The sequence below is a fragment of the Arcobacter sp. F2176 genome (genome assembly GCF_004116465.1).
Taxonomy (GTDB): Bacteria; Campylobacterota; Campylobacteria; order Campylobacterales; family Arcobacteraceae; genus Arcobacter; species Arcobacter siniprincipis.
Map to the genome: position 1 here is coordinate 95731 of NZ_PDJV01000004.1, position 25200 is coordinate 120930.

Here is a 25200-nt window from a genome sequence, read left to right on the forward strand (position 1 = left end):
TGTTTACAGAAGAAGTAACACTTTTTACAATTTTTACAACAATAGCAATAATATTAGTTTTTATGGTTATTGGAATATTTTTTGTAAAGAACAAAAAGATAGAAGATTAAAGGTTTGAGAGATGATGCCATTTAGTGATGAGGATTTATTCCCTGTTGTAAAAAATATAATTGATAATAAAATAGCACCTATGCTTGCACAAGATGGCGGTGCTATGTCTTTATTAGATGTTAAAGATGGAAAGGTATTTGTGCAGTTAAATGGTGCTTGTGTTGGTTGTAGTGCTAGTGGAAGTACATTAAAATATGTTGTTGAAAAAGAATTAAAAGCTGCAATTCATCCTGAATTGATTATAATTAATGTAGAAATAGGTATGGAAAATAGATTAGAGGAGTTGTAATGGTAAATGAAAAAAAATTATTAAATGATGCAAATAGCTATTTTTTAGATAAAGAATTTGACAAAGCAATGTTTATTTACGCTCAATTATCATCGATTTTTAAATACAATAAAGAGTATCCAATTTATGCACTATTTTGTGATATAGCAAATGATGATGAAAATAAAGCATTATCATTATTTGACTATTTTACAGTTGCAAAAGATAAAGATATTGATGAAGCCATCGCTTATGTACATAATGTAATTGATGCATATGATGGGGATATTGATAAAATGATGGATATGTTAAAAGATTTGACTACTTCTACAGTTGACTCTTTGGATGCTATTAAATATGATGATTTTAAAACTTTAATTGAATCAAGAGGTTCTTTTAGAGTAGCCTTTGAAGACATAATGTTTTCTACTAAAGTTGCAATTGATTCAAAAGATGATTTTTTTGATTTTGTAACAAAATTAATAGAAAATGATTTTAACACAACTGCATATTCATACCTTGAAGGCTTTAATGAATATTTTGCATATGATTCAAAAATAGAAGAACTATATAAAATGCTAGAAGAAAAAAAAATTGCAACTTCACATAAATAATAAAACATATACAGATAATTCTAAAGAGGCAGATGAAAATTTTGCCTTTGTTTATTCTAAACAAAATGAAAAATTCATTGATGATGCCAAAAAAAATGGTTGTGTTGAGATTATAAAAGCTGAAGATTTAAAAAATCATTGTGACTTTTCTTCTATTAAAATCATAGGAATAACTGGAACAAATGGTAAAACTACAACAGCCGCTGCTATTTATTCTATTCTTTTAGATTTAGGATATAAAGTTGCTCTTCAAGGCACAAGAGGCTTTTTTATTAATGAACAAAGAGTTGAAGAATATTCTTTAACTACACCTGTTCAACTTGGTAATTTTGCACATATTCAAAAAGCTATAGAGAACTCTTGTGATTTTTTTGTGATGGAAGTTAGTTCCCACGCAATTGAGCAAAAACGAATAGAGGGCTTAAATTTTGAACTTAAAATTCTTACAAATATTACAAGGGATCATATTGATTATCATAAGAGTATTGAAGAATATATAAATGTAAAAAACTCTTTTTTTAGTGATGAGAGTAAAAAACTTATTAATAAAGATGAAAAAAAAGCAAAATTTAATCCTAAAAACTGCTTAACTTATGGTCTTGATGCTCCTAGTACTTACAAAGTTCAAGCGTATTCATTTAAAGATGGAATGCATGTGGCTTTGCAGAATTTTGAAAAAGTAGAGAGTTTTACTTCTATGATGATGGGTTTGTTTAATATATACAATTTAACAGCTGCAATAGCTGCTGTTCACATGACTACAAATAAGTCATTAAATGAAATTTGTGAAGCTGTAGAGAACTTTGCAGGAGTTTCTGGAAGAATGGAAACACTTAGTTTAAATCCCTATATTATCGTTGATTTTGCTCACACACCTGATGGAATGAAAGAGGTATTACAGAGTTTTGGACACAAGGATATTATTGTAGTTTTTGGGGCAGGGGGAAATAGAGATAAACAAAAGCGTCCACTTATGGGAAAAATTGCACAAAACTATGCAAAACACATTATAGTAACTAGTGATAATCCAAGATTTGAAGATCCTGATTTAATTATTAATGATATCTTAGAAGGGATTAGTGATAAATCAAAAGTTGAAGTTGAGATAAATAGAAAACTTGCTATAAAAAAAGCTATAGATTTATTTGAAGAAAATAGTGTGATTTTAATTTTGGGAAAAGGTGATGAAGAGTATCAAATCATTTATGACCAAAAGCTAGCCTTTAGTGATAAAGAGGTTATAAATTCTTATCTATAAGCTCTTATAGTAAAACCTCTTTTATCAGCAGTATCAGCAATATAATTTACATAAGTGATAATTGCTTCTTTCCCTAGTCTTTTTTTAACATGCCATGATGCTTCTAATACTCGTTTTCTTGATAATCCTTCCATTAAATAGTCTTTTAAAGGTTTTTTATCAATTTTTGTATCTTTTATATTCTCAATTATATTATTTATATAAAGTCTATCTTTTGCATCAGTAACAGGGATTATTTGAAAAGAAGTTGCATCTTTGTTTTCATCTAAAAATTTATTAATTCTATCTAAACATGAAGGATAAAAAACAAAAGTACCTTCTTGTTCATCATAACAACCTGTAGCATCATATTTTTTTGATCTATATTTTTGAGCATCTACTCTTATTTCATTTTTTTCAATATTTGCTAACTCAAATTTTTCATTTAAAATAGAAAGCTCTTCTTTTAAGTGCTTAACTTTTATATTTAGTTCATCTTCTTTTGCTTGAACACTATTTTGTAAGGTGTCTTTTGATACATAAATAGCTTGTACATTAGAAGGTAAATCATCAAAAGTAAGTGGAGTCGTTCCCTTGTTTGTATTTTTATTTTTATTGATAAATAAAAAAGCTCCTACAATAATTAAGGCAAGGATTATATAAAAAAAACTAAAACTACTTTTTTTCTTTTCTTCTTTTTCAATTTTTATTTTTTTTGTAGTTGTTTTTTCTTTTGGAATTTCTTCTTCAATTGTGCTTGTTTCATTTAAACTCTCTTTTGAACTTTTCTCTAACAAGTCAATTAATTCTTTTTTATTCATTTATCTTCTTTAGTAATTTTTATTATTATAAGCAAAAATCATTTAAATATCAAGTCAATCTCTATTTTTTAGGTAAATATAAAAAATTAAAAAAATTATTCCTATAAAAAGTGGGTAAAAAAATAGATAATCTTTTAAGATCAAAGTATTTTTATCAATATCTGATTTCTCTAATTTGTTTATTGTATTATAAACTTCCACTAAATCATCTTTAGAGTTAGCAAGAAAAGATTTTGCTGCAGTTTCTTGTGCAATTGCACTTAAAATTTGTCTATTTGATTCACCAATACCAATTGTATATATTTTTATTTTATATTTCATTGCAAGCTTTAGTACGATTTGAGGAGGTATTTTACTTGCGTTATCTTCCCCATCTGTTAAGAGAATAATAATATTTGATTTTGCTTTACTGTTTTTTAATATATTTATTGAAGTTGCAAGGGAGTCAAACATTGCTGTTTGTTCGCCAACAATTCCAATATCTATATATTTTATAATCTCTTTTTGTGAATTTTTATCAAAGCTTAAAGGAGAGGCTGTTAATACCGAACTTCCAAAAACTACTAATCCAATATTATCATTTACTCTTTTTTCAATAAAATCTTGAACTACATTATTTACAACATTCCATCTATTTTGTTGTATATCATTTGGATTAAAACCACGCTCTCTCATAGAACCACTTGTATCTAAATCCAAAATGATGTTTATACCATCTTTTTTTATAAGTTGGTTATCTGAAATTTTAACAGGTGAGGCAAGGGCAACTAGAGTTAAGATGATAGTTATATATTTGCACACATAAATAATGACATTTGTATTATAACTTAGTTGGTTAAATATTTTGAGATGTACAAAATAATAAGAAGAGTTTTTTGCTTTACAATACATATCACAAAATATAAAAATAAATATAAGGACTAAAACCCAAGGATATTCAAAAGAAAAATTACTAAACATCTATTGTTTCCATAAAAAGTTCATACTTTTGGATAATATTATTTTCAAACTTTTTCACATCTTTTTTATATTTATACTCTTCCAATAGGGATATTAACTCTTCTGATATTTTTATTTCTCTTTCATTTTTTGCTAGTTTTCTTGCATACAAAGTTATTTGATATGCTGCATTTTTAGTATCATTTAAATCAAGATTTTTAATTATTTCATAATATCTTTTTCTTGGATTCTTTTTATTTTTAAAAAATCTATAAATTAAATATCCTACAAATCCAATAATAATTGTACCTAAAACAATAAGAAGTATTAAAATATAAAAAGAGATATCAGGAATACTTACTAAATCTTTTATATCATTTATTTTTAATTCATTCATTTGCTCACCAATGTAATTATTTTTGAAGCTGCTTCTTCGTGGGTACATATTTTTGTAAATCTTACATTACACTTTTGTAAATGATAAAATAAATCATGGTCATTTTTTTTGATATATGCTTTATAATCCTTGATTGAGTATTTATCAATAATCCCTTCAAATTTTAATCCATTATTTGTATCAACTAAACTTATATTTCCTAATTCTTGTGGATTTTCTTCAAATATATCTCTTATGATTATTACAAATATTTCGTGTTTTTGTGATAATAGTTTTAAATCAAAGCCTTCTATTCCAATAAAGTCTCCAATTAAAAATAAGATTGATTTCATTTTTATTAATTTAAATGACTCATTACATAAAAGTTTATAATCAATCTCTTTTCCTATTGGATTATAATTAAATATTTGCTCACTCATACTTGCTACACTTGCAAGTTTTTTACTTCTTTTTGTGATGTTTTGGAACTTTTCATTTACTATAAAAGAAGAGAAAGGATCCCCTTGCTTTATACTAGAAAATGCTAAGAGTGAACAAACCTCAGTAACTAAGTCTTGTTTTATTTTTTTAGTTCCAAAAATCATACTCCCATTTAGAATTGGTAATATATTAATATTTAGCTCTTTTTGTGCATGGAAAACTTTCACATATGGAGTGTTCATTTTAGCACTTATGGTCCAGTCAATATTTTTAATATCTTCACCAAACTCATATTCTCTTAATTCTAAGAAATCATAACCTTCACCTTTTAGGCTTGAACTATTATTTCCAGAAATTTCTGTAAAGACTTGTTTTTTTGTTTTGATTAAAATCTTTTTTAAATTTTTATTCATATCTTATGGAATTTCAACTTTTTGAATTACTTTTTGTAAAATATAATCACTAGTAATATCCATAGCTTGTGCCTCATAAGATAAAACAATTCTATGTCTTACTATATCTTTAAATACTAAAGCAATATCTATTGGAGTAACATGGTCATTACCTCTTATAAAAGCTTTTGCTTTAGCAGCTTTAAACATATCTATTGTTGCCCTTGGACTTGCACCAAATTGAATATAATCTTTAATCTCATGTAAACCATAATTTTCAGGTTCTCTTGTTGCAAAAATAAGATTTACTATGTATTTTTCAAGTTCTTCATCTATATGTACATTCACTACGGCTTTTTTTAATTCAATTAAATCTTCCTTGGTAGCTACTTTATTTGGAGTTTCAAAGGAGTTTAAAGTTACACTTTTAGCTATTTCATACTCTTGTTCTTTTGAATTATAATTAAGCAAAATCTTAAACATAAATCTATCAAGTTGAGCTTCAGGAAGTTCATAAGCTCCTTGTGATTCAATTGGATTTTGAGTAGCAAGAACTAAAAATGGAAGTTCCAAAGAGTATGTTTCATCTGCAATTGTCACTTGTTTTTCTTGCATAACTTCTAATAGGGCTGATTGCACTTTTGCAGGAGCTCTATTAATCTCATCTGCTAAAAGTAAGTTTGTAAAGATAGGACCTTTTTTTATACTAAACTCAGCTGTTTTCATATTAAATATTTGAGCCCCAATAATATCTGATGGTATTAAATCAGGTGTAAATTGAACCCTTTTAAAGTTTAGACTTAAACACTTAGACAAGGCTTTTACAGCAGTGGTTTTCGCAAGTCCTGGAACTCCTTCAAGTAAAACATGTCCATCACATAAAAGTGCAATAAGTAAGGCATCTATCATATCTTGTTGCCCAATTATTGATTTAGACAACTCACTTCTAATCTCATTTATCTTATTCATATAATCCATTTAAAATTTCCTTTTTAAATCATTTGGAGATTTTATCGAAAATGATTTAATAAAATATTAAAGTTTACTTAGATAAAATCACGGTTCTATTTTAAATAGAAACCTCACATGTGTCAATCCTGGTCTGGGTTGTGTGAAAACATTAAGGGGCACAGAGGCTAAACCCAAATAAAACATAAACAAGGAAAAAACATGGTTACAATGAAAGACCTATTAGAATGTGGTGTACACTTCGGACACCAAACGAGAAGATGGAATCCAAAAATGAAAAAATATATTTTTGGTGTAAGAAAAAATATCTATATTATAGATTTACAAAAAACTTTAAGATACTTCAGATATACATATACTCTTATTAGAGATGCTGCTGCTGAAGGTCAAACAATGATGTTTGTTGGTACTAAAAAACAAGCTAGTCAAGCGGTTAAAGATGCTGCTATCTCTTGTGGTATGCCTTACGTTAACCATAGATGGTTAGGTGGGATGTTAACAAACTACGGAACAATTAAAAAATCAATTAGAAAATTAGAAATTATTAAAAAAATGAGAGAAGAAGGTCAACTAGATCTTTTAACTAAAAAAGAAGCTTTAATGCTTTCAAGAAAAGAAGAAAAATTAGAATTATATCTTGGTGGTATCAAAGATATGACTAAACTACCTGATATGATGTTTGTACTTGATGCAGTTAAAGAAAAAATTGCTATTGCAGAAGCTAGAAGATTAGGAATTACAGTTGTTGCTCCTTTAGATACAAATTGTGACCCAGATGTAGTTGATTGGCCAATTCCAGGAAATGATGATGCGATTAGATCAATTCAATTATTTTGTAGTGAAATGGCTGCTGCTATGAATGAAGGTAAAGCTGCATACGCTGAAGCAAATGGTGAAGTTGTTGAAGAAACTGTACCTGCATCAAGTGAAGAAGTTGCTGAAGTAGTTGCAGAAGCACTTGCTGAAGGTGAATCAGAAGTAGTAGAAACAGAGGAAGTATAAGATGGCTGGCGCAACTCCTAAATTAATAAAAGAATTAAGAGAAAAATCTGGTGCAGGTATGCTTGATTGTAAAACTGCTTTAAATGAGTGTGATGGTAACTTAGATGAAGCAATGAAATACTTAAGAGAATCTGGTTTAGCAAAAGCTGCTAAAAAAGCTGGAAATGTTGCAGCTGAGGGATTAATTACTATTTTAGTAAATGATGATTCTACAAAAGCTACTATGGTTGAAATCAATTCTCAAACTGACTTCGTTGCTAAAAATGATCAATTCATTGCTTTAACAAACGAAGTTACTGCTCATGTACAAGCTGAGGGTTGTTCTGAGAAAGAAGAACTATTAAAAACTACTATCAATGGTGTAAACTTTGAAGAGTATTTAAATAGTAAAATTGCAACAATTGGTGAAAATATCGTAACTAGAAAAATGACAACAATATCTTCTGATAATGGCGTTGTTAATGGTTATGTTCACTTAGGTAAAGTTGGAGTTATTTTAGCTGCTACTTGTGCTGATAGTGCAAAAGATAAAACTAAAGATATATTAAAAAAAGTTGCTATGCATGCAGCTTCTATGAAACCAACAGTTATCTCTTATAAAGATTTAGATGCTGATTTTATTGAATCTGAAAACAAAGCAATTATTGCTGATATTGAAAAATTAAATGAAGAATTAGTAAGACTTGGAAAACCATTAAAAAATATTCCTGAATTTGTTTCTCAAGTTCAATTAACTGATGAAGCTATTGCAGCTGCTGAAGCTAAAATGAAAGAAGAATTAATTGCAGAGGGTAAACCTGAAAAAATTATTGGAAACATCGTTAAAGGTAAAATTGCTAGATGGATTGAAGATAATACTCAATTAGATAAAACTTATGCTTTATTATCTCAAACTTATGTTATGGATGATTCAATGACAGTTGAGCAAGCTATCAAAGCTTGTGATGAGTCAATCGAAATCGTTGAATATGTAAGATTTGAACTTGGTGAAGGTATCGAGAAAAAAGAAGAAGATTTCGCAGCTGAAGTTGCTGCTCAAATGGCTTAATAAAAATTATTAAGAAATTACTAAAAAGAGGTTTCTACCTCTTTTTATCTAAGACTGGAGAAAAATGAACGACCAGCCTATACTACAAGCAAAAAATATCTCTCATAAATTTGATTATGAACTTTTTAATAATATAAATCTCTCATTAAATGAAAAAGAATCAATTGCTATTATTGGAAAAAGTGGAAGTGGAAAATCAACTCTGCTCAATATTATCTCATCACTTTTAAAGCCATTTCAAGGTGAAGTAATTTTCCAAAATCAAAACATTTATACAATAAAGAATAAAAAGCTTTTAAACATAAGAAGAGAAGATTTTGGTATAATATTTCAAGCACATTATCTTTTTAGAGGTTTTACTGCAAATGAAAACTTACAAATTGCTCAATTTTTAAGTAATCAAGTTGTAGATGAAAAACTTTTAGAAAGTTTAGATATAAATCATGTCTTGCATCAAGGTATTGGTGAATTAAGTGGTGGTCAACAGCAAAGATTATCTATTGCTAGGGTTTTAACAAAAAAACCAAAAATAATTTTTGCTGATGAACCAACAGGAAATTTAGATAAAGATACTGCACATGATGTAATGAATACTTTATTTGAATATATAAAGTCTAATAATGCTGGATTAGTTCTTGTAACACATGAAGAAGATATTGCTTTTAAGTGCGACAAGGTTTATAAACTAGTTGATTTGGAACTACAGGAGATTAAGTGACTTTATTGTTGATAACAAAAACAAATATGATTGTCAAAATTTTTGATTTGATATGTACAAAACTTGATATAAGACTTTTTGTTCAAGAGAGTTCAAATGTTAGTAAAAATTATGATTTTGTAATTGTTGATCAAGATTTAATAGATGATAAATTTAATATCATTAAACAATTTACTTCGAAAATTGGTGCAATTTCAAATGAAGAATTACCCTTTGATAAGTCAAGGGATTTTTTAATTTCAAGACCTTTTTTACCCCATGATTTATTTTCAATTTTAAATGAACAAATTGCAATAATTAATGAAGAAGCAAAAGTACAAAGAGAAAATAAAAATAAGTATTCCCATGATGAAGCTGATGATGTTTCTGAGTACATAGAAACTTTAGCAGATGATATAGCATATGATATTGAAGATGAGAGTGATGAGAGTATTATATCAATTGCAGCACTTAAATCAGGTGGTATTTTAGATGTTGGTGAACTTGGAAAAATTAATAGTATTTTAAATGATGATGATTTACAAAAGAGATTTGAAAAAGAGTTTGCAGATGAGTCAGAAATGAGTGAAACTGATTGGAAAGATCTTTCTCAAATTATTGATGATGCCTTAGGTGAAGTAAAAGAATATGAGTTTGATTTAGATCATAAAGAACCATATGAATTGATTTTAAGTAAATATAATATAGATGAATTAAGACCATTATTGACTAAATGCAATCAATCAATAATAGATAGACTATCTCAAGGTGAGATTGTTGATTTAAAATTATCAATAAGTAAGTAAGGGTAAAAGTTGGTAAATGAAAAAAAAGGTGCGATATTAATCATATCAGGGCCAAGTGGTTGTGGAAAATCAACTTTATTAAAAGAAGTATATAAAGATATCGATGATTATTATTTCTCTATTTCTTCAACTACAAGAGCTCCAAGAGTTGGAGAAAAAGATGGAGTTGATTATTTCTTTATTAGTAAAGAAGAGTTTTTAAAAGATATAGAAGCTGGTTATTTCTTAGAATGGGCAGAGGTTCATGGAAACTATTATGGAACATCTTTAAAGCCTGTAATGAAAGCTGTAAATGAAGGAAAGTTGGCAATCTTTGATATTGATGTTCAAGGTCATGAAATTGCTAGAGAAAAATTAGATAACATAATTACTTCTGTTTTTATAACAACACCAAATTTGAGTGAATTAGAAAATAGGTTAAATAATAGAGCAACTGATAGTAAAGAAATTATTGAAAATAGAATTATAAATGCAAAAGAGGAGATAAAGTATTTCCAAGAGTATGATTATTTTATAGTTAATGATGATTTACAAAAGGCTAGTAAAGAGCTTGTAAGTATTGCAAATGTAACTAGAATCAAAAGTAAACTTTTTGATTCAAAATTACCTGAGAGTTGGATAGATTAAATTTTATCTTTACTTTCAGGTCTTCCAAAATAATACCCTTGACAATAATCAATATCTAATTCTTTAATCTTTTCATAAATTTCTTCTGATGATACAAATTCTGCAACAGTTTTAAATCCAAATTTCTTAGAGAAATCAGCAATTGTTTCAACAATTATTTGTTGATTTTTAGATGTATCAATATTTTTTATTAATGAACCATCAATTTTTACAAAGTCAATATTTAAATTTGTAAGCATGTTAAAGTTAGAATAACCAGCCCCAAAATCATCAACTCCTACACTACAACCTAAAGATTTAACTTTATCAATAAATGTAGTAACTGTCGCAAAGTTATTTATCTCTTCTGATTCTAGTATCTCAAACTCTAAAAGATGAACATGTTCTTTATTCTCTTCTAGTGTATCATAGATCTTTTTAGTTGTTTTTGTATTTGTAATATCATCAAATGAGATATTAACTGCAACTCTTTTTTTCTGTTCTTTTATTAAAGAAATTGCTTCAAGAAGCATTATTTCTATAATATAAGAATATAGTTTTGCTTTTTTTGCTATATCTAAAAATTTAATAGGTGCAATTACTTCACCTTGTTCATTTATGTACCTAATTAGAGCTTCATATTTATAAATTTTTTGGGTTTGTGTATTTACAATTGGTTGATAAAAGGCTACAAATAAACCCTCTTTTAAACCTTTCTTAACTTCTTTTACCCATTTGATATTATCTTCAAAAGATTCTTGAATATTAAAAGAATTATCATAAACTAAGATTTGTTCAAATCTTTTTCTTGCATAGTTTATAACTCTCTCTGTATATTTGTAAGCTAATTTATTGTCAGCACAAGCAATTCCTATAGTAACATTTAAATCAATCTCATTTTCATCAATGAAAATTGCATTTTCTTCAATATGATTTGCAAATTTTTCACAAAGAGATTCAAACTCTTTTATATCCATTGCATAATCTTTTGCAACAACTGCAAATTTATCAGACTCTATTCTATATACTCTATAATCATCAGAAGAGAAAAATTGTTTTATTATCATTGAGAATTGAATTAATAATTTATTTCCATTATCTTCACCAAAAAGGTCATTGATAGTTGAAAATTTATCGATATTAATAAGTGCCATTAAATCTTGTGCTGTTAAGTCTAAGTCTTTTTTTAATTTATTTCTGTTTGGTAGTCTTGTTAGTTTATCAACATACAAATCTTTTAATTCATGGTAAAGTAGTGATTGGCTCATCACTTGCAAAAGTTTCTTCATATCAATTGGTTTTAATATATATTTATCAACTCCAATATCAATGGCTTCTAATAGATATTCAGTATTTGAAAAAGCAGTTGCTACAATAATAGGAATATTTGGATTTATCTTTTTAATCTCTTTAATCATATCTAGGCCATTCATTTGTGGCATATTTACATCTGTAATAATTAAATCGATTTCTTCTTCATGTTTTTTAAATAGTTCTAAGCCTTCGAGCCCATTTTCTGCAACAAATTGCTTATTTGTAAACCCTTTTAGTATATTTAGAGTTATGTCCCTAAGAGATTTTTCATCTTCTGCGTACAAAATTGTAATATTTTTTAAAATTGAAATATTATTAATCATTAACCTAAACTCCAAAACTAATAAGATATAATATGAATTGCATTATATCTAAATAGTAGCATAAATAAATTAAATAAGTAAATAAAATTGAATTTTAGGAATATTAGTGTCAAAAGTTAAGTGTAATCATTGTCATTTAGAATTTAATGATAATGTGATGATAAAAGAAGAAGAGTTAAACTTTTGTTGTAAAGGTTGCCAAGGAGTTTACCACCTCTTACAAGATCAAAATCTTGATTCATTTTATGATAAATTAGGTAACAAAACTATTGAACCACCCCTTGAAGTAAATAGTGATTTAAATAAATTTGATACCCAAAGTTTTGAAAAAATCTATGTAACTCTTGATGAAGATGGATATAAAAAAGTTGATTTAATTATTGAAGGAATTCATTGTGCCGCTTGTATTTGGCTTAATGAAAAAGTTCTTTATAATACAGATGGAATAATTGATGCAAGCATTAATTTTACAAATAATAAAGCAAAAATAGTTTGGAATAGTAAAAAAATAGCTTTATCTCAAATAATAGAAAAAATAAGAAGCATAGGATATAACGCCTTTGCTTATAATTCTAAAATAGCTGATGAAAAGGCATCTTTAGCAAAAAGAGACTATTTTATTAGAATGATGGTAGCAGTTTTTGCAACAATGAATATAATGATGCTTTCCGTTGCAAAATATACCGGATTTTTTACAGGAATTACTCCTGAAGTTAAACATTTAATTCATTTAGGTGAATTTATATTATCTACACCTGTAATTTTTTATAGTGGATGGATTTTTTACAGAGGTGCATATTATGGCTTAAAAAACCGTATATTAAATATGGACTTTTTAGTAAGTGCAGGTGCCACATTTAGTTATATTTACTCTGTTTTTATACTTTTTGGACTAAAAGGTGAGAGCTATTTTGACTCTGTAAGTATGATTATTACTTTTGTATTAGTTGGTAAATATCTTGAAGTACTTGGAAAAAAATCTGCAGTTGATACCCTTGATACGATTAAAAGTCAAATACCTTTAGAAACGACACTTATAAAAGAGGGTAAAAAAGTAGAAGTATCTGTAGAAGATATACAAATAGGTGATATAGTAGAATTAAAAACAGGGGATAAAGCAAGTGTTGATGGAATAATTACTAAAGGTGAGAGCTCTTTTGATGAGTCCTCAATTTCTGGTGAATCATTACCTATTTATAAAAAAGTTAATGATGTAATTTATTCAGGAACATTAAATCAAGATTCTCTCGTGCAATATAGAATAACAAAAACTTTTAAAGATTCGACTTTAAACTCTATTGTTACCTTATTAGAGGATTCACTTGCTTCAAAACCGAAAATAGAACATAAAGCAAATGAGATATCAAAAGGCTTTTCTTTAATGATTTTAACTTTGTCAATTCTTACTTTTTTTGTTTGGTACTATTTTGGTATTGATTTAGGCTTTAATTATGATGGCGTTAATCATTTTGAAAAATCATTTATTGTAGCAATTTCAGTTATTGTAATAGCTTGTCCTTGTGCTTTAGCCCTTGCTACTCCAATTGCAAGTTTAATTGGAATATCAGAGTTAGCAAAAAAAGGTTTACTTTTTAAAGAAGCAAAATTTATTGAAGAGTTAGCTCGAACTACTAAATTAGTGGTTGATAAAACAGGAACGATTACCAATGGAAAATTATCTATTGTAAAAGCACAAATTTTAGATGATAATATTCACAAATTGGATTTATTATATTCTTTATTAGACAGTTCTACTCATCCTATTAGTATTTCAATAAAAGATTATTTAAAAAACCATTATAAAAATTTGAGTTTGAAAAACTTAAATAATGTGAAAACATTACAAGCAAAAGGTTTGAAAGCAATTTATAAAAATTTGGAAGACAAAGAGTTTGAAATTCTTGGTGGAAATCAAAAACTTATGGAAGAGTTTGGAATAAAATATAAGTTTGATTCACAAAACTCTGTATATATTTTTGCTATAAATAAAAAAGTAATTGCTACTTTTGAATTAAAAGATGAGATAAAAGATTTTGCAAAAGAATTTGTAAGTAACTCTTTAAAAAATAATATTGATGTTATAATGTTAACTGGTGATAATCAAAATGTAGCAAATTATGTTGCGAAAGAAGTTGGAATTAAAACTGTTGTTGCAAATATAAATCCAATACAAAAAGCAAAATATATTAATAAGTTAAAAGAAGAAGGTCATATAGTTGTAATGGCAGGAGATGGAGTTAATGATTCAGTAGCACTAAGTAGTGCAAATGTTTCAATTGCCATGGGAAATGGTGCTGATATTTCTATTGCTGTATCAGATATTGTTTTATTGAATAACTCTTTGGAAAGTCTAAATCAAGCTTTTATTATCTCTAGAAAAACATATAAATTTATAAAACAAAATTTAGCAATATCTTTGATATATAATTTAGTTACGATTCCTTTAGCCATGGCAGGATTTGTAATGCCACTTGTTGCTGCATTATCAATGAGTTTAAGTTCATTAATAGTTGTTGCAAACTCACTTAGAATAAAAGGAAAATAGATGATAGGAAGTACACTTTTGTTGATGTTAGTTGTTGGATTAGTTGTTTCATTCGCAATTTTAGGCATGTTTATTTGGGGTGCAAAAACAGGACAATTTGATGATAGTAATAAAATGATGGATGGATTGCTTTTTGATTCGCAAGAAGATTTAAATGAGGCAATTAATAGAAAAAATAAAAAAGAACAAGATAAAGAAGATCAAAAAAAAAGTAAGTCAAAAAATTGACTTACTTTAACAAAGTTTAAAAATGATTATAATTTAGAAATTTTTTCAGCGATTTCTTTTATGTCAGCATCAGAAAGTCTTGCAACTTGACCTTTCATAACACCTTTCATAGCACCACCATAAGTCCCAGCTTTATAACCTTTTAAAGCTTCTTCTACTTTTGCAGCAGGCCAACCTTTAATAATTTGAGATTTTCCCAATGCAGGTTTTTCAAAGTTTGCACCATGGCATCCAGCACATGCAGCTGTATTTGCAGCTGCAAAAAGTGATGCTGTCGCAATCACTGTTCCTAAAACTATTTTTTTCATTTGTTCTCCTTGAAATTTGAAGCTTAATTTTACCTATAATTTCTTTTTATTAGCTTATATTATTTGCTAAATAACTTTATGTAAAGTCTATTTATAATATAGTTAATAAATTATTAATATTAGGCATAAAATGGATAATAATGAGTTTGTTCTTCAAATAAAAGAGTTAAATTTTGGCTATAAAAAAGACAAATTAATTTATAATAATTTTTCCTTAAATTTAAAAAAATCAGAAGTTAAATCAATAGTTGGTGCTAGTGGAAGTGGTAAAAGTACCCTTTTTGAACTAATTACAAAATCACTAAAGCCTTTAAAAGGGCATATAATCTCATCAAAAATAGCTTCAATTTATCAAGATCCTTACAGTTCATTTCATCCTACATATTCAATACTTGATCAAATAAATGATGTAGTTCCTAATATAAATAAAGAAGAATTAAATTCTTTATTAGAAGAATTAAGTTTAGATTATGACTTGATATTAAATAAACCACATAAATTGAGTGGTGGACAACTTCAAAGATGTTCAATACTTCGTGCTCTTTTGATGAAACCAGAACTTTTGTTAGTTGATGAAGCAACTTCTGCTTTAGATAATATAATTGCCCTTGATGTTATGAAGTTAGTATTGAAATTTTTGCCTAATTATGGAATACTTCTAATAACTCATGATATGCATTTAGCATCTTGGTGTAGTGATGAAATAATAAAATTGGATATTTATGAATGAAAATAAAAAAGCTTTAGTTCTTTTAAATATGGGTGGACCAAGAGATAAAGACGAATTAGAGATGTTTTTACGAAATATGTTTAATGATAAAAATATTATTACTGTAAAAAGTGATATTCTAAGATCTTTTATAGCCAGTATGATAGTTTTAAGTAGAAAAAACTCTGCTTGGAAAAATTATGAAGCTATTGGTGGTTCTTCTCCAATCAATAAATTAACTGAAGAGTTAGTTTCTAAATTAAATAGAACCTTTGAAGATTTTGAAGTATTTCAAGTGATGAGATATACTCCTCCTTTTGCGGCTAAATGTATACATCAACTAAAGCAAAAAAACATAGAAGAAGTTGTACTTCTACCTTTATATCCTCAATACTCAACTACAACTACAAAATCTTCTGTGGAAGACTTTATGGATATTGCAAAGAGTGATTTTAAAATAAGAGTAATAGAACCTTTTTATAAAAATGAAAAATTTAATGATAAAGTTACTGAAGACATAATAAGTAGTGTTGAAGATACTAAATTATACAATTTAATTTTTTCAGCACATGGATTGCCTCAAAAAATAGTAGATGCTGGGGATCCATATGAAAAACAAGTAAATGAGCATGTAAAAATTTTATCTGAAATATTTAAAAACAAAGAAATAGAATTTGAATCAATTTCTTTAGCATATCAATCTAAAGTTGGACCATTGAAATGGTTAACTCCATCTTTAGAAGATAGATTAAAAGAACTAAAAGATAAAAATGTACTTATTTATCCAATTGCTTTTATTGTGGATAATTCTGAAACTATGTTTGAACTTCATATTGAGTATGAAGAGATAGCAAAAGAGTTAGGAATAAACAAGTACAAAGTAGTTAGTTGTGTAAATGATAGTGATGAATTTATTAATGTAATAGAAGAGTTGATAAGATAAGGGGTAATAATGTCTAATTCCATAATTTTAGAAATAGCAAAAGATGCGATTGAAGAAGAACTTTTTGATAAGTCAAAGATTGATAGGGTTGATTTAGAAGCAAGTTTTGATTTTTTGAATGAACAAAGAGCTTGTTTTGTGACACTTTATTATGATGAAAGACTGAGGGGATGTATTGGTTCTTTATTTCCTACTCGAAAACTAATAGATGATATAATAGTAAATGCCCAAAATGCAGCTTTTAGAGACTTTAGATTTCAACCTTTGTCAAAAAAAGAGTTTGATAAGGTAGAAATAGAAGTATCTTTATTAACTATTCCTAAAATTGTAATTTATGATTCAATTGAAGAACTAAAAGAAAAAATTAGACCAAATATCGATGGTGTAATTTTAAAACAAGAACAAAATCAAGCAACTTTTTTACCTCAAGTATGGGAAGAATTACCTACTTTTGATGAGTTTTTTGAAAATCTTAGTTTAAAAGCTGGCTTAGATATTGGTTCACTTACTCACTTCCCTGAAATCTTTACATATCAAGTAGAAAAGGTAAAATGATAAAAAACAAAATGAATTTTTCTGGCACATTTTATCCTGATGATAAAAAAGAGCTTTTAAAATATTTTGAAGTTTTTACTGCAAATGAAGAAAAAATCAAATTAGATATTAATCCAAGAGCTATTATTGTGCCCCATGCAGGATATGTTTATTCTGGAAGTGTTGCAAATGTAGCATATAATTTATCAAAAGATATAAAGTCAAAAAGAGTAATAGTTATTGGTCCTTCCCATCGGTATTTTTTGCAAGGTGCCTCTATCTCGCAGTTTGACTCCTATGAAACACCTTTAGGTGATTTGCTTATTGATAAGGAGTTTGGCTCAAAGTTAATTGATAAATATGATTTTTTGCATTTTGATGAAGATGCTCATATGGAGCACTCAACTGAGACTCAAATACCTTTTATAAAAAACTATTTTGATGTAAAAGTTTTAGAAATAGTATATGGCAAAATTGATGCTAAAGAATTGTCTTTATTGGTATTAGAACTTTTAAAAGATAAAGATAACTTTTTAGTAATAAGTACGGATTTAAGTCATTATTATACTTTGGATGAAGCAAATATTTTAGATGGAATTTGTATAGATGCTATTAAAAATCAAGATATAGAAAAATTGACTAAGGATTGTGAAGCTTGTGGGAAAGAGGGTGTTAAAGCACTTTTACAAACAGCTAAAGTATCTGATTACAAAGTGAAGTTTTTAGATTATAAAACAAGTTATGAAATAACAAAGGACAAATCAAAAGTTGTAGGTTATGCTTCTTTTTTAGTAGGAGAGAGTATTGCTATTTAATTTGAAAAAATTTGTTTCATTTTTTTTAGAACCTTTTACTTTTGGATTTTTAGTATTATTATTAGCCTTTATATTTTTACTCTTTAATAGTTATAAAAAAGCAAAATCGATTTTGTTTGTAGGTTTGATTTTTCTATTTTTGATTTCAAATTCTTTGTTTTCTAATTTTTTAATATCACCTTTAGAAAATCAATATAAAGATCAAAAAAATATTGATATTTCAAAAGTAGAATATATTTTATTATTAGGTGGAGATTTTGAAGCAAGGGCTTATGAAGTACTAAAATTAAGTCTAAGATTAAAAGATGCCAAAATAATAACATCTGGTTACGCTGGTAAAAAATTGATATCTGATGCTTTATATGCAAAAAATGAGTTAATAAGTTTAGGAGTAAATGAAAATAGAATAATTATGCAAGATAAACCTAAAGATACTATTGAAGAGGCTATTTCAATAAAAAAACTTATAAATGATAAACCTTTTATTTTAGTAACCAGTGCTTATCATATGCCAAGGGCTATGAAGATATTTCAAAAACAAGGCTTAAATCCAATAGCAATGTCCACTGACTTTACTTCAAAAAAACAGAAATCAAATAGTTATTTGAGTATAAAAGAATTAAAAAAAGTTACTATGGCCATTCATGAATACATTGGGCTTGCTTGGATAAAGATAAAAGAGATTTTTAATTAAATAATTTTGGTATAATAAATATAAATTAATAAAGAGACGGAATGACTAAATTAAATGAAAAAATAGAACTTGGAGTAATAAATACTCTAAAAGTAAATAGATTAACAGAACCTGGAATATATTTAGAAGCTTTAGATGAAGAAGTTGTACTATTACCAAATGCGTATATAAGAAGTTATATGGAAATAGGGTCTTTAGTAGATGTATTTATATATACAGATTCAGAAGATAGATTAGTAGCAACTACATTAAAACCATATGCAATGAAGAATGAATATGCTTGCTTAGAAGTTGTAGATACTGCTAGATTTGGAGCTTTTGTTGACATTGGACTTCCAAAAGATTTACTTGTCCCTATAAATAGACAAACTTCAACTTACAATGTTGGAGCTAGAAAAGTTTTAAAAATAATTGAAGATGAAAAAACACAAAGATTAATTGCAACAGAAAAATTCACTAAATTTTTATCAAAAGATATAATTGGCTTAGAAAAAAATGATGAGGTAATGATTCTTTTATATTCAAAAACACCATTAGGTTATAAAGTAATAGTAAATAATTTATATGAGGGAATGATTTTTCACACAGAGATTTTTGAAAATATCAATGTGGGTGATTTAAAAAAAGCCTATATAAAAAATATAAGAGATGATGGTAAACTTGATTTATCCTTACAAAAAATAGGTCAAAAAAAGTCTGGAGATAATTCCCAAAAAGTTTTAGAAGTTTTAAAAGAAAATAATGGAAAAATGAACTTTACATATAAAAGTGAAGCTGAAGATATTATGAAAGTGTTTGCTATGAGCAAAAAAGCTTTTAAAACAGCACTTACTCAGTTGATATCAAAAGAAAAAATTAAATTAGAAGATAGTTATATACAGGTGAAATAAAAAATTAAATTGGATTTGGAAAATCTAATTAAGATAATTTTTATCCTAATTAAATATAATTACATCAAAAATTTAAAGAAGGATTAATATGGCAACAACAAAATTACAAGGTAATACAATAAATTTGTTAGGTAATGAAGTAAATGTTGGAGATAAAGCTCCAGTTGTTAATGTTGTTGGACAAGATTTAAAAGACATTGAAGTTGGTAATAAAGCACAAATTATAATCATTGTTCCATCACTAGATACTCCTGTGTGTGCAGCAGAAACTAGAAAATTTAATGAAGAAGCTGTAAAAACTGAAGCAGAAGCTATAGTTGTGTCAATGGATTTACCATTTGCAATGGGAAGATTTTGTACAACTGAAGGAATTGAAAACTTAAAAGTTGCATCTGATTTTAGAAACAAAGATTTGGCAAATGCTTATGGTGTATTAATAGGTGATGGTCCATTAGCTGGAATTACATGTAGAGCGGTATTTGTGATCGATGCAAATGGAATTGTAAGATATAAAGAAATTTGTGAAGATATAAGTGATGAACCAAATTATGATGCAGCACTTAATGCTGTAAAAGAAGTAACAGAAACTTCTTGTTGTGGAACTTGTCATTAATCAATGATTTAAGTTAAAAAAACTTATACAATCTCTTAATTAATCTTAGGAGATTGTATTATGAAAAACTGGTATAACAAATTTATATCTCAACCTCATCAACCTTTTTTTACAAGTGGTATTCTTTTTTTACTACTTTTTATTTTAACTATTTTTTTAAACTATTCAAATCTTGTTACTATTAAAGTACCTTTATTAGTATTTCATGCATATTCTTTACTTTTTGTAGTATTTATACAACTATTTTTAGGCTTTTTATTTGTTGTATTTCCAAAATTTTTAGTGCAAGCAGACATTAAAAAAGAAGTTTATTCAAAACAAGCAATTTTATATTTTATTGGTTCTTTAATATTTTTTATATCAATATTTACAAGTGAAGTTTTAAATATATTTTCAATATTTTTTCTATTTTGTGTTCAATTGAGTAGTTTCAAAATTTTATACAATATTCATATAAAATCAACTGTAAAAATTAAGAAAGATACTTTATGGGTACTTATATCATTTGCTTGTGGACTTATTGCAAATTTACTATTTATTTTTTCTTTTATTCCTTCAAATTATGCAGAATTTTTGAGACAACTATCTATAAATAGTGGATTTTATCTTTTTATATTTATGTTGATTTTTGCTATTGCACAAAGAATGGTGCCTTTTTTTTCTTCAGCTAAAATTGAAGGATATGTAATAAATAAGTCAAAATATATTTTGGAAACAGTGTTTGTTCTTTTAGTTTTAAAAGTAATTATTTTAACTTTTTTACCAAGTACTTATAATCTAATCAGTGATATTCCTCTTTTTATAATATTTACAAAAGAATTAATAAAATGGAAAATATCACTCAAAAAAGTAAGTTCTATTATGTGGATTTTGTATATTTCTTTATATTGGATTCCAATTGGATTTTTTCTTTCAAGTATTCAATCACTAATAAATATTTTTGATAGTTCAATTGTTTTTGAACAAAGTATTATTCATATATTTGCTTTAGGATATTTTTGTACTATTTTATTAGGATTTGGAACAAGAGTTACTTTAGGACATTCTGGATCTATTCCTACCGCCAATAGATTTACAGTTATTTTATATCTTATTTTTCAAGTAGTTGTATTATTGCGACTATTTGCAGCATATAGTATAAATTTTGATTTTGATTATTTATTTTTTATAAACCTAAGTGCTTTATTATTTTTAATTGTCTTTATTTTATGGTCATCAAAATATATTGTAATACTTCTAAAAGGAAAATAGTAATTTTTTAAACTACACATTTTCTTAACATATTTAAAATAAAATAAAAAATGAAATAAAGGATATGTTATGAAAATAAATGAAAATGAAATAACTCCAAAAGAACTATTTGAAGATAGAAGAAAGTTTTTAAAACTAGGTGCTGCCTCAGTAGTAGCTAGTTCAACTTTGATGGAACTAATGGCAAAAGAGAATTTGCCAACACCAAATTTAACTTATAAAAAAGATATAAATGCAAATAATCTAAAACTAAATAGTTTTGAACAAATTACTTCTTATAATAATTTCTATGAATTTACCACTTCCAAAAAAGATGTAAAGTTCATGGCTCATACTTTGAAACCAAATCCTTGGACTATAGAGATTGATGGACTTGTTGAAAAACCATTTACAATTGATATAAAAGATTTGATTAGTTCAAATCCTTTGGAAGAGAGAATTTATAGATTTAGATGTGTTGAGGGCTGGTCGATGGTTGTTCCATGGATTGGTTTTGAACTTGCTAAATTCATAAAAAAATGTAAACCTTTAAATGATGCAAAATATGTAAGGTTTGAAACTAAATATGACCAAGAGATGTTCCCTGACCAAGAAAGGAGTGTTGTTTTTGCAAATATTAAAAACTATCCTTATGTGGAAGGTCTTAGAATGGATGAAGCAATGAATCCTCTTACTTTATTAGCTGTTGGTCTTTATGGGAAAACTTTAGAGAATCAAAATGGAGCACCATTAAGATTGGTTGTACCTTGGAAATATGGATTTAAATCAATAAAATCAATTGCAAAAATATCATTTGTAAAAGAACAGCCCTTAAATACATGGCAAGATATAGCATCAAATGAGTATGGCTTTTATGCAAATGTAAATCCCAAAGTTGACCATCCAAGATGGAGTCAAGCAAGGGAGAGAGTTTTGGGTAAATTTTTAAAACAAGATACTTTGATGTTTAATGGTTATGAAAAAGAAGTTGCTTATATGTATAAAGGAATGGATTTAAGAAAGAACTTTTAATGAAAGTAATTATTTTTATACTATTAATTTTACCATCATTTATTTTGGGATATGAAGTCTTTATTGTACAAGATCTTATAGACCCCATAAAATATATCTATACTGTAACAGGTGCAATTGCAATGGTCTTGCTATTTTTTTCAATAACTATTTCGCTTATAAGAAAAAAAGTAAATCTAATCTCTTATAGGAAAATGATAGGGCTTTTTGGTTTTTATTATGTATTTTTGCATTTTTTAAATTTTGTAATTTTGGATATGGAAGTTGATTTTGCAAAAGTGATAAATGAGACTTTAGAAAAACCATTTATTTATCTAGGAATGATATCTTTTGTTCTTTTAATATTTATGGCTCTTACATCATTTGGAAAGCTTTTTAAACTATATTTTAAATATCATAAAGTCATATATATAGTGTTAATACTTTCTACCATACATTTTGTTATGGCTCAAAAAGCTTTATCTATTCCTCAGATGGGATATTTACTGATTATGATTATAATTGGATTTTTAAAATTAAAACAAAGAGTAAAGTTAAATTAACTTACTCTTTTTAATATAATCAGCCACTCTAAATGAGTTTGCATATATTGTCCAAGTATAAGGAACACTTCCTCCTGTTGGCATAAAACTTCCATCTGTGACAAAAAGGTTTTCTATGTCATGGCTTTGGCAATATTTGTTTAAGACAGATTTTTTTGGGTCATTACCAAATCTACATCCACCAGCTTGTAAGTTAGCAGAGGGAAGTGGTGAAATATCACTTTTAATATCACTAGCTCCCATTTGTTTTAAAACAACTATTGCTTTTTGTGCTAAAAAATTACCAACTTTTACATCTTGTGGATGGGCTCCAATTCTAATTGTTGCAACGGGAACTCCATATTTATCTTTGTATTTTTCATCAATACTTACAAAACAATTATCATTTGGCATCCAGTCTGTAAAAACTTCAAAATTTAGTATTCTTGATTTTGTAAAGTTTTTGTATATCTTATCTTGTAATTCTTCTCCAAATAAAAGATTTCCATTGTCATCAGACTTTAATCTTAGTGCTTTTCGTATAGGATTTGCATGGTCAAATAAGAAATCTATAGTTCCACCTTTAAACTCTTTTGTAAAATACCAATCTTGAAGACCTCTATTCACAAAAAAACCAGTTTCAAATAACTTATCTTTTTTTAATATTTTTGTATCAATGATAGCACTACCTTGTCCACCACCTGTAAAAAGCATATTTTTACCAACTTGTCCAGATGAGTTTGCTAAACCATTTGGAAAATCACTATTTTTTGAGTTTAAAAGAAGTCTTGAACTCTCAACTGCTTGAGTTGCTACAACAAAAAGTTTTGCTTCAACTGTTTTTTCTATCTTTTCTTTTGTGTAATATACAGCTTTTTCGATTTTTTTATTTTTATTTGTAAGAAGTTTAAAGACAAAGGCATTTGGTATTATTGTAATATCTGTATTATTTAAAATAGGTTGTATTAAAGAGGCTCTTGAACTTCCTTTTGCTCCACTTGAACAATTGTACGAACCACAATAGTTCGAATAATAACAGGCATTTCTTTTATCTTTATTTTGTGAGATAATTGCTCGTGGAACTTTATATGATACATAATCTAGTTTTTCACAGGCTTTATCTATTAAATCAACTATTGGGTGTTCTTTTAATCTTGGATATGCATAGTTTTTACTACTTCGGGGCTCCGCATGTTCGTATTTTGTATATTCCCCTGATACTCCAATGACTTTTTCGACCATATCATAATAGGGTTCCAACTCATCATAAGAGATTGGCCAATCAACAACATTGGCACCTTTATATTTGCCAAAAGTTGATTTTAATTTAAAATCTTTTGGCTTAAGTCTATGAAAATATCCACTCATAAAATTTGATGAACCACCTAATATATTCCCATTCCAAAAACTCCAACCAGTTTCATATGTAGGAAATTTATACCATTTGCCATCGATTTTTTCTTCTATTACATGGTATTCATCTTTTAGGTTTGGAGTAAATATATCTCTTCTTGAATAGGCTATTTCATCTTTTGAAAAGTCCTTTTCTGTGTATATATCACCTTTTTCTAAGATTAATACTTTTTTGCCTTCTTTTGCAAGGGTATAAGCTATTGGTCCAGCACCAGCTCCACTTCCTATAATACATACATCATATATCAATTTTTGCTCCATATTTTCTTTTTGGTCTTGGAATTCCAGGCTTATGACTTAATGCCATCCACCCTGATTGAAATTTATTCCCACCATAAATTGGGTCACTTAGCATGGCTTCAATTCCATAATAAACTAAAATATTAATCCATGAGTTTCCATATTCACTTGAATTTGCTTGTTTTATGATTTCTAGTTTTTCTTCTTTTGTTGCTTTAAAGAATTCTGGAAAAGTCTCTTTGAAAACTTGAGCTGCATTTAAAATAAGTTCTAAATCATCTTTATCAAAACTATAGTGGTCGATATTTTGTTTTAGATATGTAACACTACCAAACTCTTTTGCACTAGGCATTTTTGAAGTTTTTGGTAGAAGTATATTTTGTACTTCTAAAATAGTTGTCCAAATTTTATCATCAACATCTTTTGCCATCATGTAACTATTTACAATAATAGGTGTAAGGGAGCTTAGTTTTATAAATGTTCTTCTTTTCATAGTTTTATCTTATATAAATTTTGTAAAT

Annotated in this window: 29 protein-coding genes; 20 read left to right on the forward strand and 9 right to left on the reverse strand. The window is 27.1% G+C overall.

All coding sequences use genetic code 11. The annotated features are described in order from the left end of the window. Nucleotides 1-121: 121 nt before the first annotated feature. From CRU95_RS05205 to CRU95_RS05215, 3 genes are read left to right on the forward strand one after another with little or no spacing between them, the layout of a single operon-like run. Nucleotides 122-400 carry a NifU family protein gene (locus CRU95_RS05205; protein ID WP_129100082.1) on the forward strand — a complete coding sequence of 93 codons (279 nt, stop codon included), beginning with the start codon at nt 122-124 and terminating at the stop codon, nt 398-400. Further along, nucleotides 400-993, forward strand: coding sequence for a hypothetical protein (locus tag CRU95_RS05210; protein WP_129100083.1), 594 nt, complete (start codon nt 400-402; stop codon nt 991-993). Before CRU95_RS05205 ends, CRU95_RS05210 begins: the two co-directional genes overlap by 1 nt. Continuing rightward, nucleotides 974-2251, forward strand: a complete 1278-nt coding sequence (locus tag CRU95_RS05215) for a UDP-N-acetylmuramoyl-L-alanyl-D-glutamate--2,6-diaminopimelate ligase (protein ID WP_129100084.1) — start codon at nt 974-976, stop codon at nt 2249-2251. The genes CRU95_RS05210 and CRU95_RS05215 overlap by 20 nt, the downstream gene beginning before the upstream one ends. On the opposite strand, the gene CRU95_RS05220 is transcribed toward CRU95_RS05215, so the two are convergent. From CRU95_RS05220 to CRU95_RS05240, 5 genes are read right to left on the reverse strand one after another with little or no spacing between them, the layout of a single operon-like run. Further along, nucleotides 2242-3051 carry a hypothetical protein gene (locus CRU95_RS05220; protein ID WP_129100085.1) on the reverse strand — a complete coding sequence of 270 codons (810 nt, stop codon included), beginning with the start codon at nt 3049-3051 and terminating at the stop codon, nt 2242-2244. The genes CRU95_RS05215 and CRU95_RS05220 overlap by 10 nt on opposite strands. Before the next feature lie 54 nt (nt 3052-3105). Then, nucleotides 3106-4011 (reverse strand): VWA domain-containing protein, encoded by a 906-nt coding sequence (locus CRU95_RS05225; RefSeq protein WP_129100086.1) that lies wholly within the window; start codon nt 4009-4011, stop codon nt 3106-3108. Then, nucleotides 4004-4387, reverse strand: coding sequence for a FeoB-associated Cys-rich membrane protein (locus tag CRU95_RS05230; RefSeq protein WP_129100087.1), 384 nt, complete (start codon nt 4385-4387; stop codon nt 4004-4006). The genes CRU95_RS05225 and CRU95_RS05230 overlap by 8 nt, the downstream gene beginning before the upstream one ends. Then, complete coding sequence (locus tag CRU95_RS05235; protein WP_129100088.1) at nt 4384-5220, reverse strand: DUF58 domain-containing protein; 837 nt, start codon at nt 5218-5220, stop codon at nt 4384-4386. The genes CRU95_RS05230 and CRU95_RS05235 overlap by 4 nt, the downstream gene beginning before the upstream one ends. A 3-nt stretch (nt 5221-5223) precedes the next feature. Continuing rightward, the gene (locus CRU95_RS05240; RefSeq protein ID WP_375153684.1) at nt 5224-6177 is read right to left on the reverse strand and encodes an AAA family ATPase; all 954 of its coding nucleotides are present in this window, start codon (nt 6175-6177) and stop codon (nt 5224-5226) included. A 192-nt stretch (nt 6178-6369) separates the two neighbouring features. Between CRU95_RS05240 and rpsB the strand changes: the two genes are divergently transcribed. The 5 genes from rpsB to gmk all read left to right on the forward strand — a co-directional run bounded on the left by rpsB (nt 6370) and on the right by gmk (nt 10348). Beyond that, complete coding sequence (rpsB, locus tag CRU95_RS05245) at nt 6370-7170, forward strand: 30S ribosomal protein S2 (RefSeq protein WP_129100089.1); 801 nt, start codon at nt 6370-6372, stop codon at nt 7168-7170. Nucleotide 7171: 1 nt separating this feature from the next. Continuing rightward, a complete protein-coding gene (gene tsf / locus CRU95_RS05250; protein WP_129100090.1) occupies nt 7172-8218 on the forward strand; it encodes a translation elongation factor Ts in 1047 nt (348 codons plus the stop codon). A gap of 64 nt (nt 8219-8282) precedes the next feature. Beyond that, a complete protein-coding gene (locus CRU95_RS05255) occupies nt 8283-8936 on the forward strand; it encodes an ABC transporter ATP-binding protein (RefSeq protein WP_129100091.1) in 654 nt (217 codons plus the stop codon). Beyond that, nucleotides 8933-9721 carry a hypothetical protein gene (locus tag CRU95_RS05260; RefSeq protein WP_129100092.1) on the forward strand — a complete coding sequence of 263 codons (789 nt, stop codon included), beginning with the start codon at nt 8933-8935 and terminating at the stop codon, nt 9719-9721. The genes CRU95_RS05255 and CRU95_RS05260 overlap by 4 nt, the downstream gene beginning before the upstream one ends. 9 nt (nt 9722-9730) lie before the next feature. Next, nucleotides 9731-10348: a guanylate kinase gene (gene gmk, locus CRU95_RS05265; protein ID WP_129100093.1), complete on the forward strand. Its 618-nt coding sequence runs from the start codon at nt 9731-9733 to the stop codon at nt 10346-10348. On the opposite strand, the gene CRU95_RS05270 is transcribed toward gmk, so the two are convergent. Continuing rightward, nucleotides 10345-11964 (reverse strand): EAL domain-containing protein, encoded by a 1620-nt coding sequence (locus CRU95_RS05270; protein WP_129100094.1) that lies wholly within the window; start codon nt 11962-11964, stop codon nt 10345-10347. The two genes, gmk and CRU95_RS05270, sit on opposite strands and share 4 nt — an antisense overlap. A gap of 106 nt (nt 11965-12070) precedes the next feature. Here CRU95_RS05270 and CRU95_RS05275 point away from each other — a divergent pair, with 106 nt between their 5' ends. Continuing rightward, nucleotides 12071-14509, forward strand: a complete 2439-nt coding sequence (locus CRU95_RS05275; protein ID WP_129100095.1) for a heavy metal translocating P-type ATPase — start codon at nt 12071-12073, stop codon at nt 14507-14509. After that, complete coding sequence (ccoS, locus tag CRU95_RS05280; RefSeq protein WP_129100096.1) at nt 14510-14737, forward strand: cbb3-type cytochrome oxidase assembly protein CcoS; 228 nt, start codon at nt 14510-14512, stop codon at nt 14735-14737. A gap of 26 nt (nt 14738-14763) precedes the next feature. Here ccoS and CRU95_RS05285 read toward each other — a convergent pair whose 3' ends face one another. Then, nucleotides 14764-15045, reverse strand: coding sequence for a c-type cytochrome (locus tag CRU95_RS05285; protein WP_129100097.1), 282 nt, complete (start codon nt 15043-15045; stop codon nt 14764-14766). A 130-nt stretch (nt 15046-15175) separates the two neighbouring features. Here CRU95_RS05285 and CRU95_RS05290 point away from each other — a divergent pair, with 130 nt between their 5' ends. From CRU95_RS05290 to CRU95_RS05335, 10 genes are all read left to right on the forward strand, one after another. Further along, nucleotides 15176-15775: an ATP-binding cassette domain-containing protein gene (locus tag CRU95_RS05290; RefSeq protein ID WP_129100098.1), complete on the forward strand. Its 600-nt coding sequence runs from the start codon at nt 15176-15178 to the stop codon at nt 15773-15775. Then, nucleotides 15768-16697, forward strand: coding sequence for a ferrochelatase (hemH, locus tag CRU95_RS05295; protein ID WP_129100099.1), 930 nt, complete (start codon nt 15768-15770; stop codon nt 16695-16697). Before CRU95_RS05290 ends, hemH begins: the two co-directional genes overlap by 8 nt. 9 nt (nt 16698-16706) lie before the next feature. Further along, nucleotides 16707-17252, forward strand: a complete 546-nt coding sequence (amrA, locus tag CRU95_RS05300) for an AmmeMemoRadiSam system protein A (protein WP_129100100.1) — start codon at nt 16707-16709, stop codon at nt 17250-17252. Then, complete coding sequence (amrB, locus tag CRU95_RS05305) at nt 17249-18046, forward strand: AmmeMemoRadiSam system protein B (protein ID WP_129100101.1); 798 nt, start codon at nt 17249-17251, stop codon at nt 18044-18046. The genes amrA and amrB overlap by 4 nt, the downstream gene beginning before the upstream one ends. Continuing rightward, nucleotides 18036-18740 carry a YdcF family protein gene (locus CRU95_RS05310; RefSeq protein ID WP_129100102.1) on the forward strand — a complete coding sequence of 235 codons (705 nt, stop codon included), beginning with the start codon at nt 18036-18038 and terminating at the stop codon, nt 18738-18740. The genes amrB and CRU95_RS05310 overlap by 11 nt, the downstream gene beginning before the upstream one ends. A gap of 41 nt (nt 18741-18781) precedes the next feature. Beyond that, nucleotides 18782-19630 carry a S1 RNA-binding domain-containing protein gene (locus tag CRU95_RS05315; RefSeq protein ID WP_129100103.1) on the forward strand — a complete coding sequence of 283 codons (849 nt, stop codon included), beginning with the start codon at nt 18782-18784 and terminating at the stop codon, nt 19628-19630. Between the two features lie 88 nt (nt 19631-19718). Further along, on the forward strand, nt 19719-20243 hold the full coding sequence (gene prx-suh / locus CRU95_RS05320; protein ID WP_129100104.1) for a thiol peroxidase Prx-SUH: 525 nt from the start codon (nt 19719-19721) through the stop codon (nt 20241-20243). 60 nt (nt 20244-20303) lie between these two features. Beyond that, a complete protein-coding gene (locus CRU95_RS05325; RefSeq protein ID WP_129100105.1) occupies nt 20304-21494 on the forward strand; it encodes an NnrS family protein in 1191 nt (396 codons plus the stop codon). A 69-nt stretch (nt 21495-21563) separates the two neighbouring features. Continuing rightward, entirely contained in the window at nt 21564-22505 is a 942-nt protein-coding gene (msrP, locus tag CRU95_RS05330) for a protein-methionine-sulfoxide reductase catalytic subunit MsrP (protein ID WP_129100106.1), read from the forward strand. Continuing rightward, nucleotides 22505-23047, forward strand: coding sequence for a sulfite oxidase heme-binding subunit YedZ (locus tag CRU95_RS05335; RefSeq protein ID WP_129100107.1), 543 nt, complete (start codon nt 22505-22507; stop codon nt 23045-23047). Before msrP ends, CRU95_RS05335 begins: the two co-directional genes overlap by 1 nt. On the opposite strand, the gene CRU95_RS05340 is transcribed toward CRU95_RS05335, so the two are convergent. Next, nucleotides 23039-24700: a GMC family oxidoreductase gene (locus CRU95_RS05340; protein WP_258238638.1), complete on the reverse strand. Its 1662-nt coding sequence runs from the start codon at nt 24698-24700 to the stop codon at nt 23039-23041. The genes CRU95_RS05335 and CRU95_RS05340 overlap by 9 nt on opposite strands. Next, on the reverse strand, nt 24678-25172 hold the full coding sequence (locus CRU95_RS05345; protein ID WP_129100109.1) for a gluconate 2-dehydrogenase subunit 3 family protein: 495 nt from the start codon (nt 25170-25172) through the stop codon (nt 24678-24680). Before CRU95_RS05345 ends, CRU95_RS05340 begins: the two co-directional genes overlap by 23 nt. Nucleotides 25173-25200: the final 28 nt, after the last annotated feature.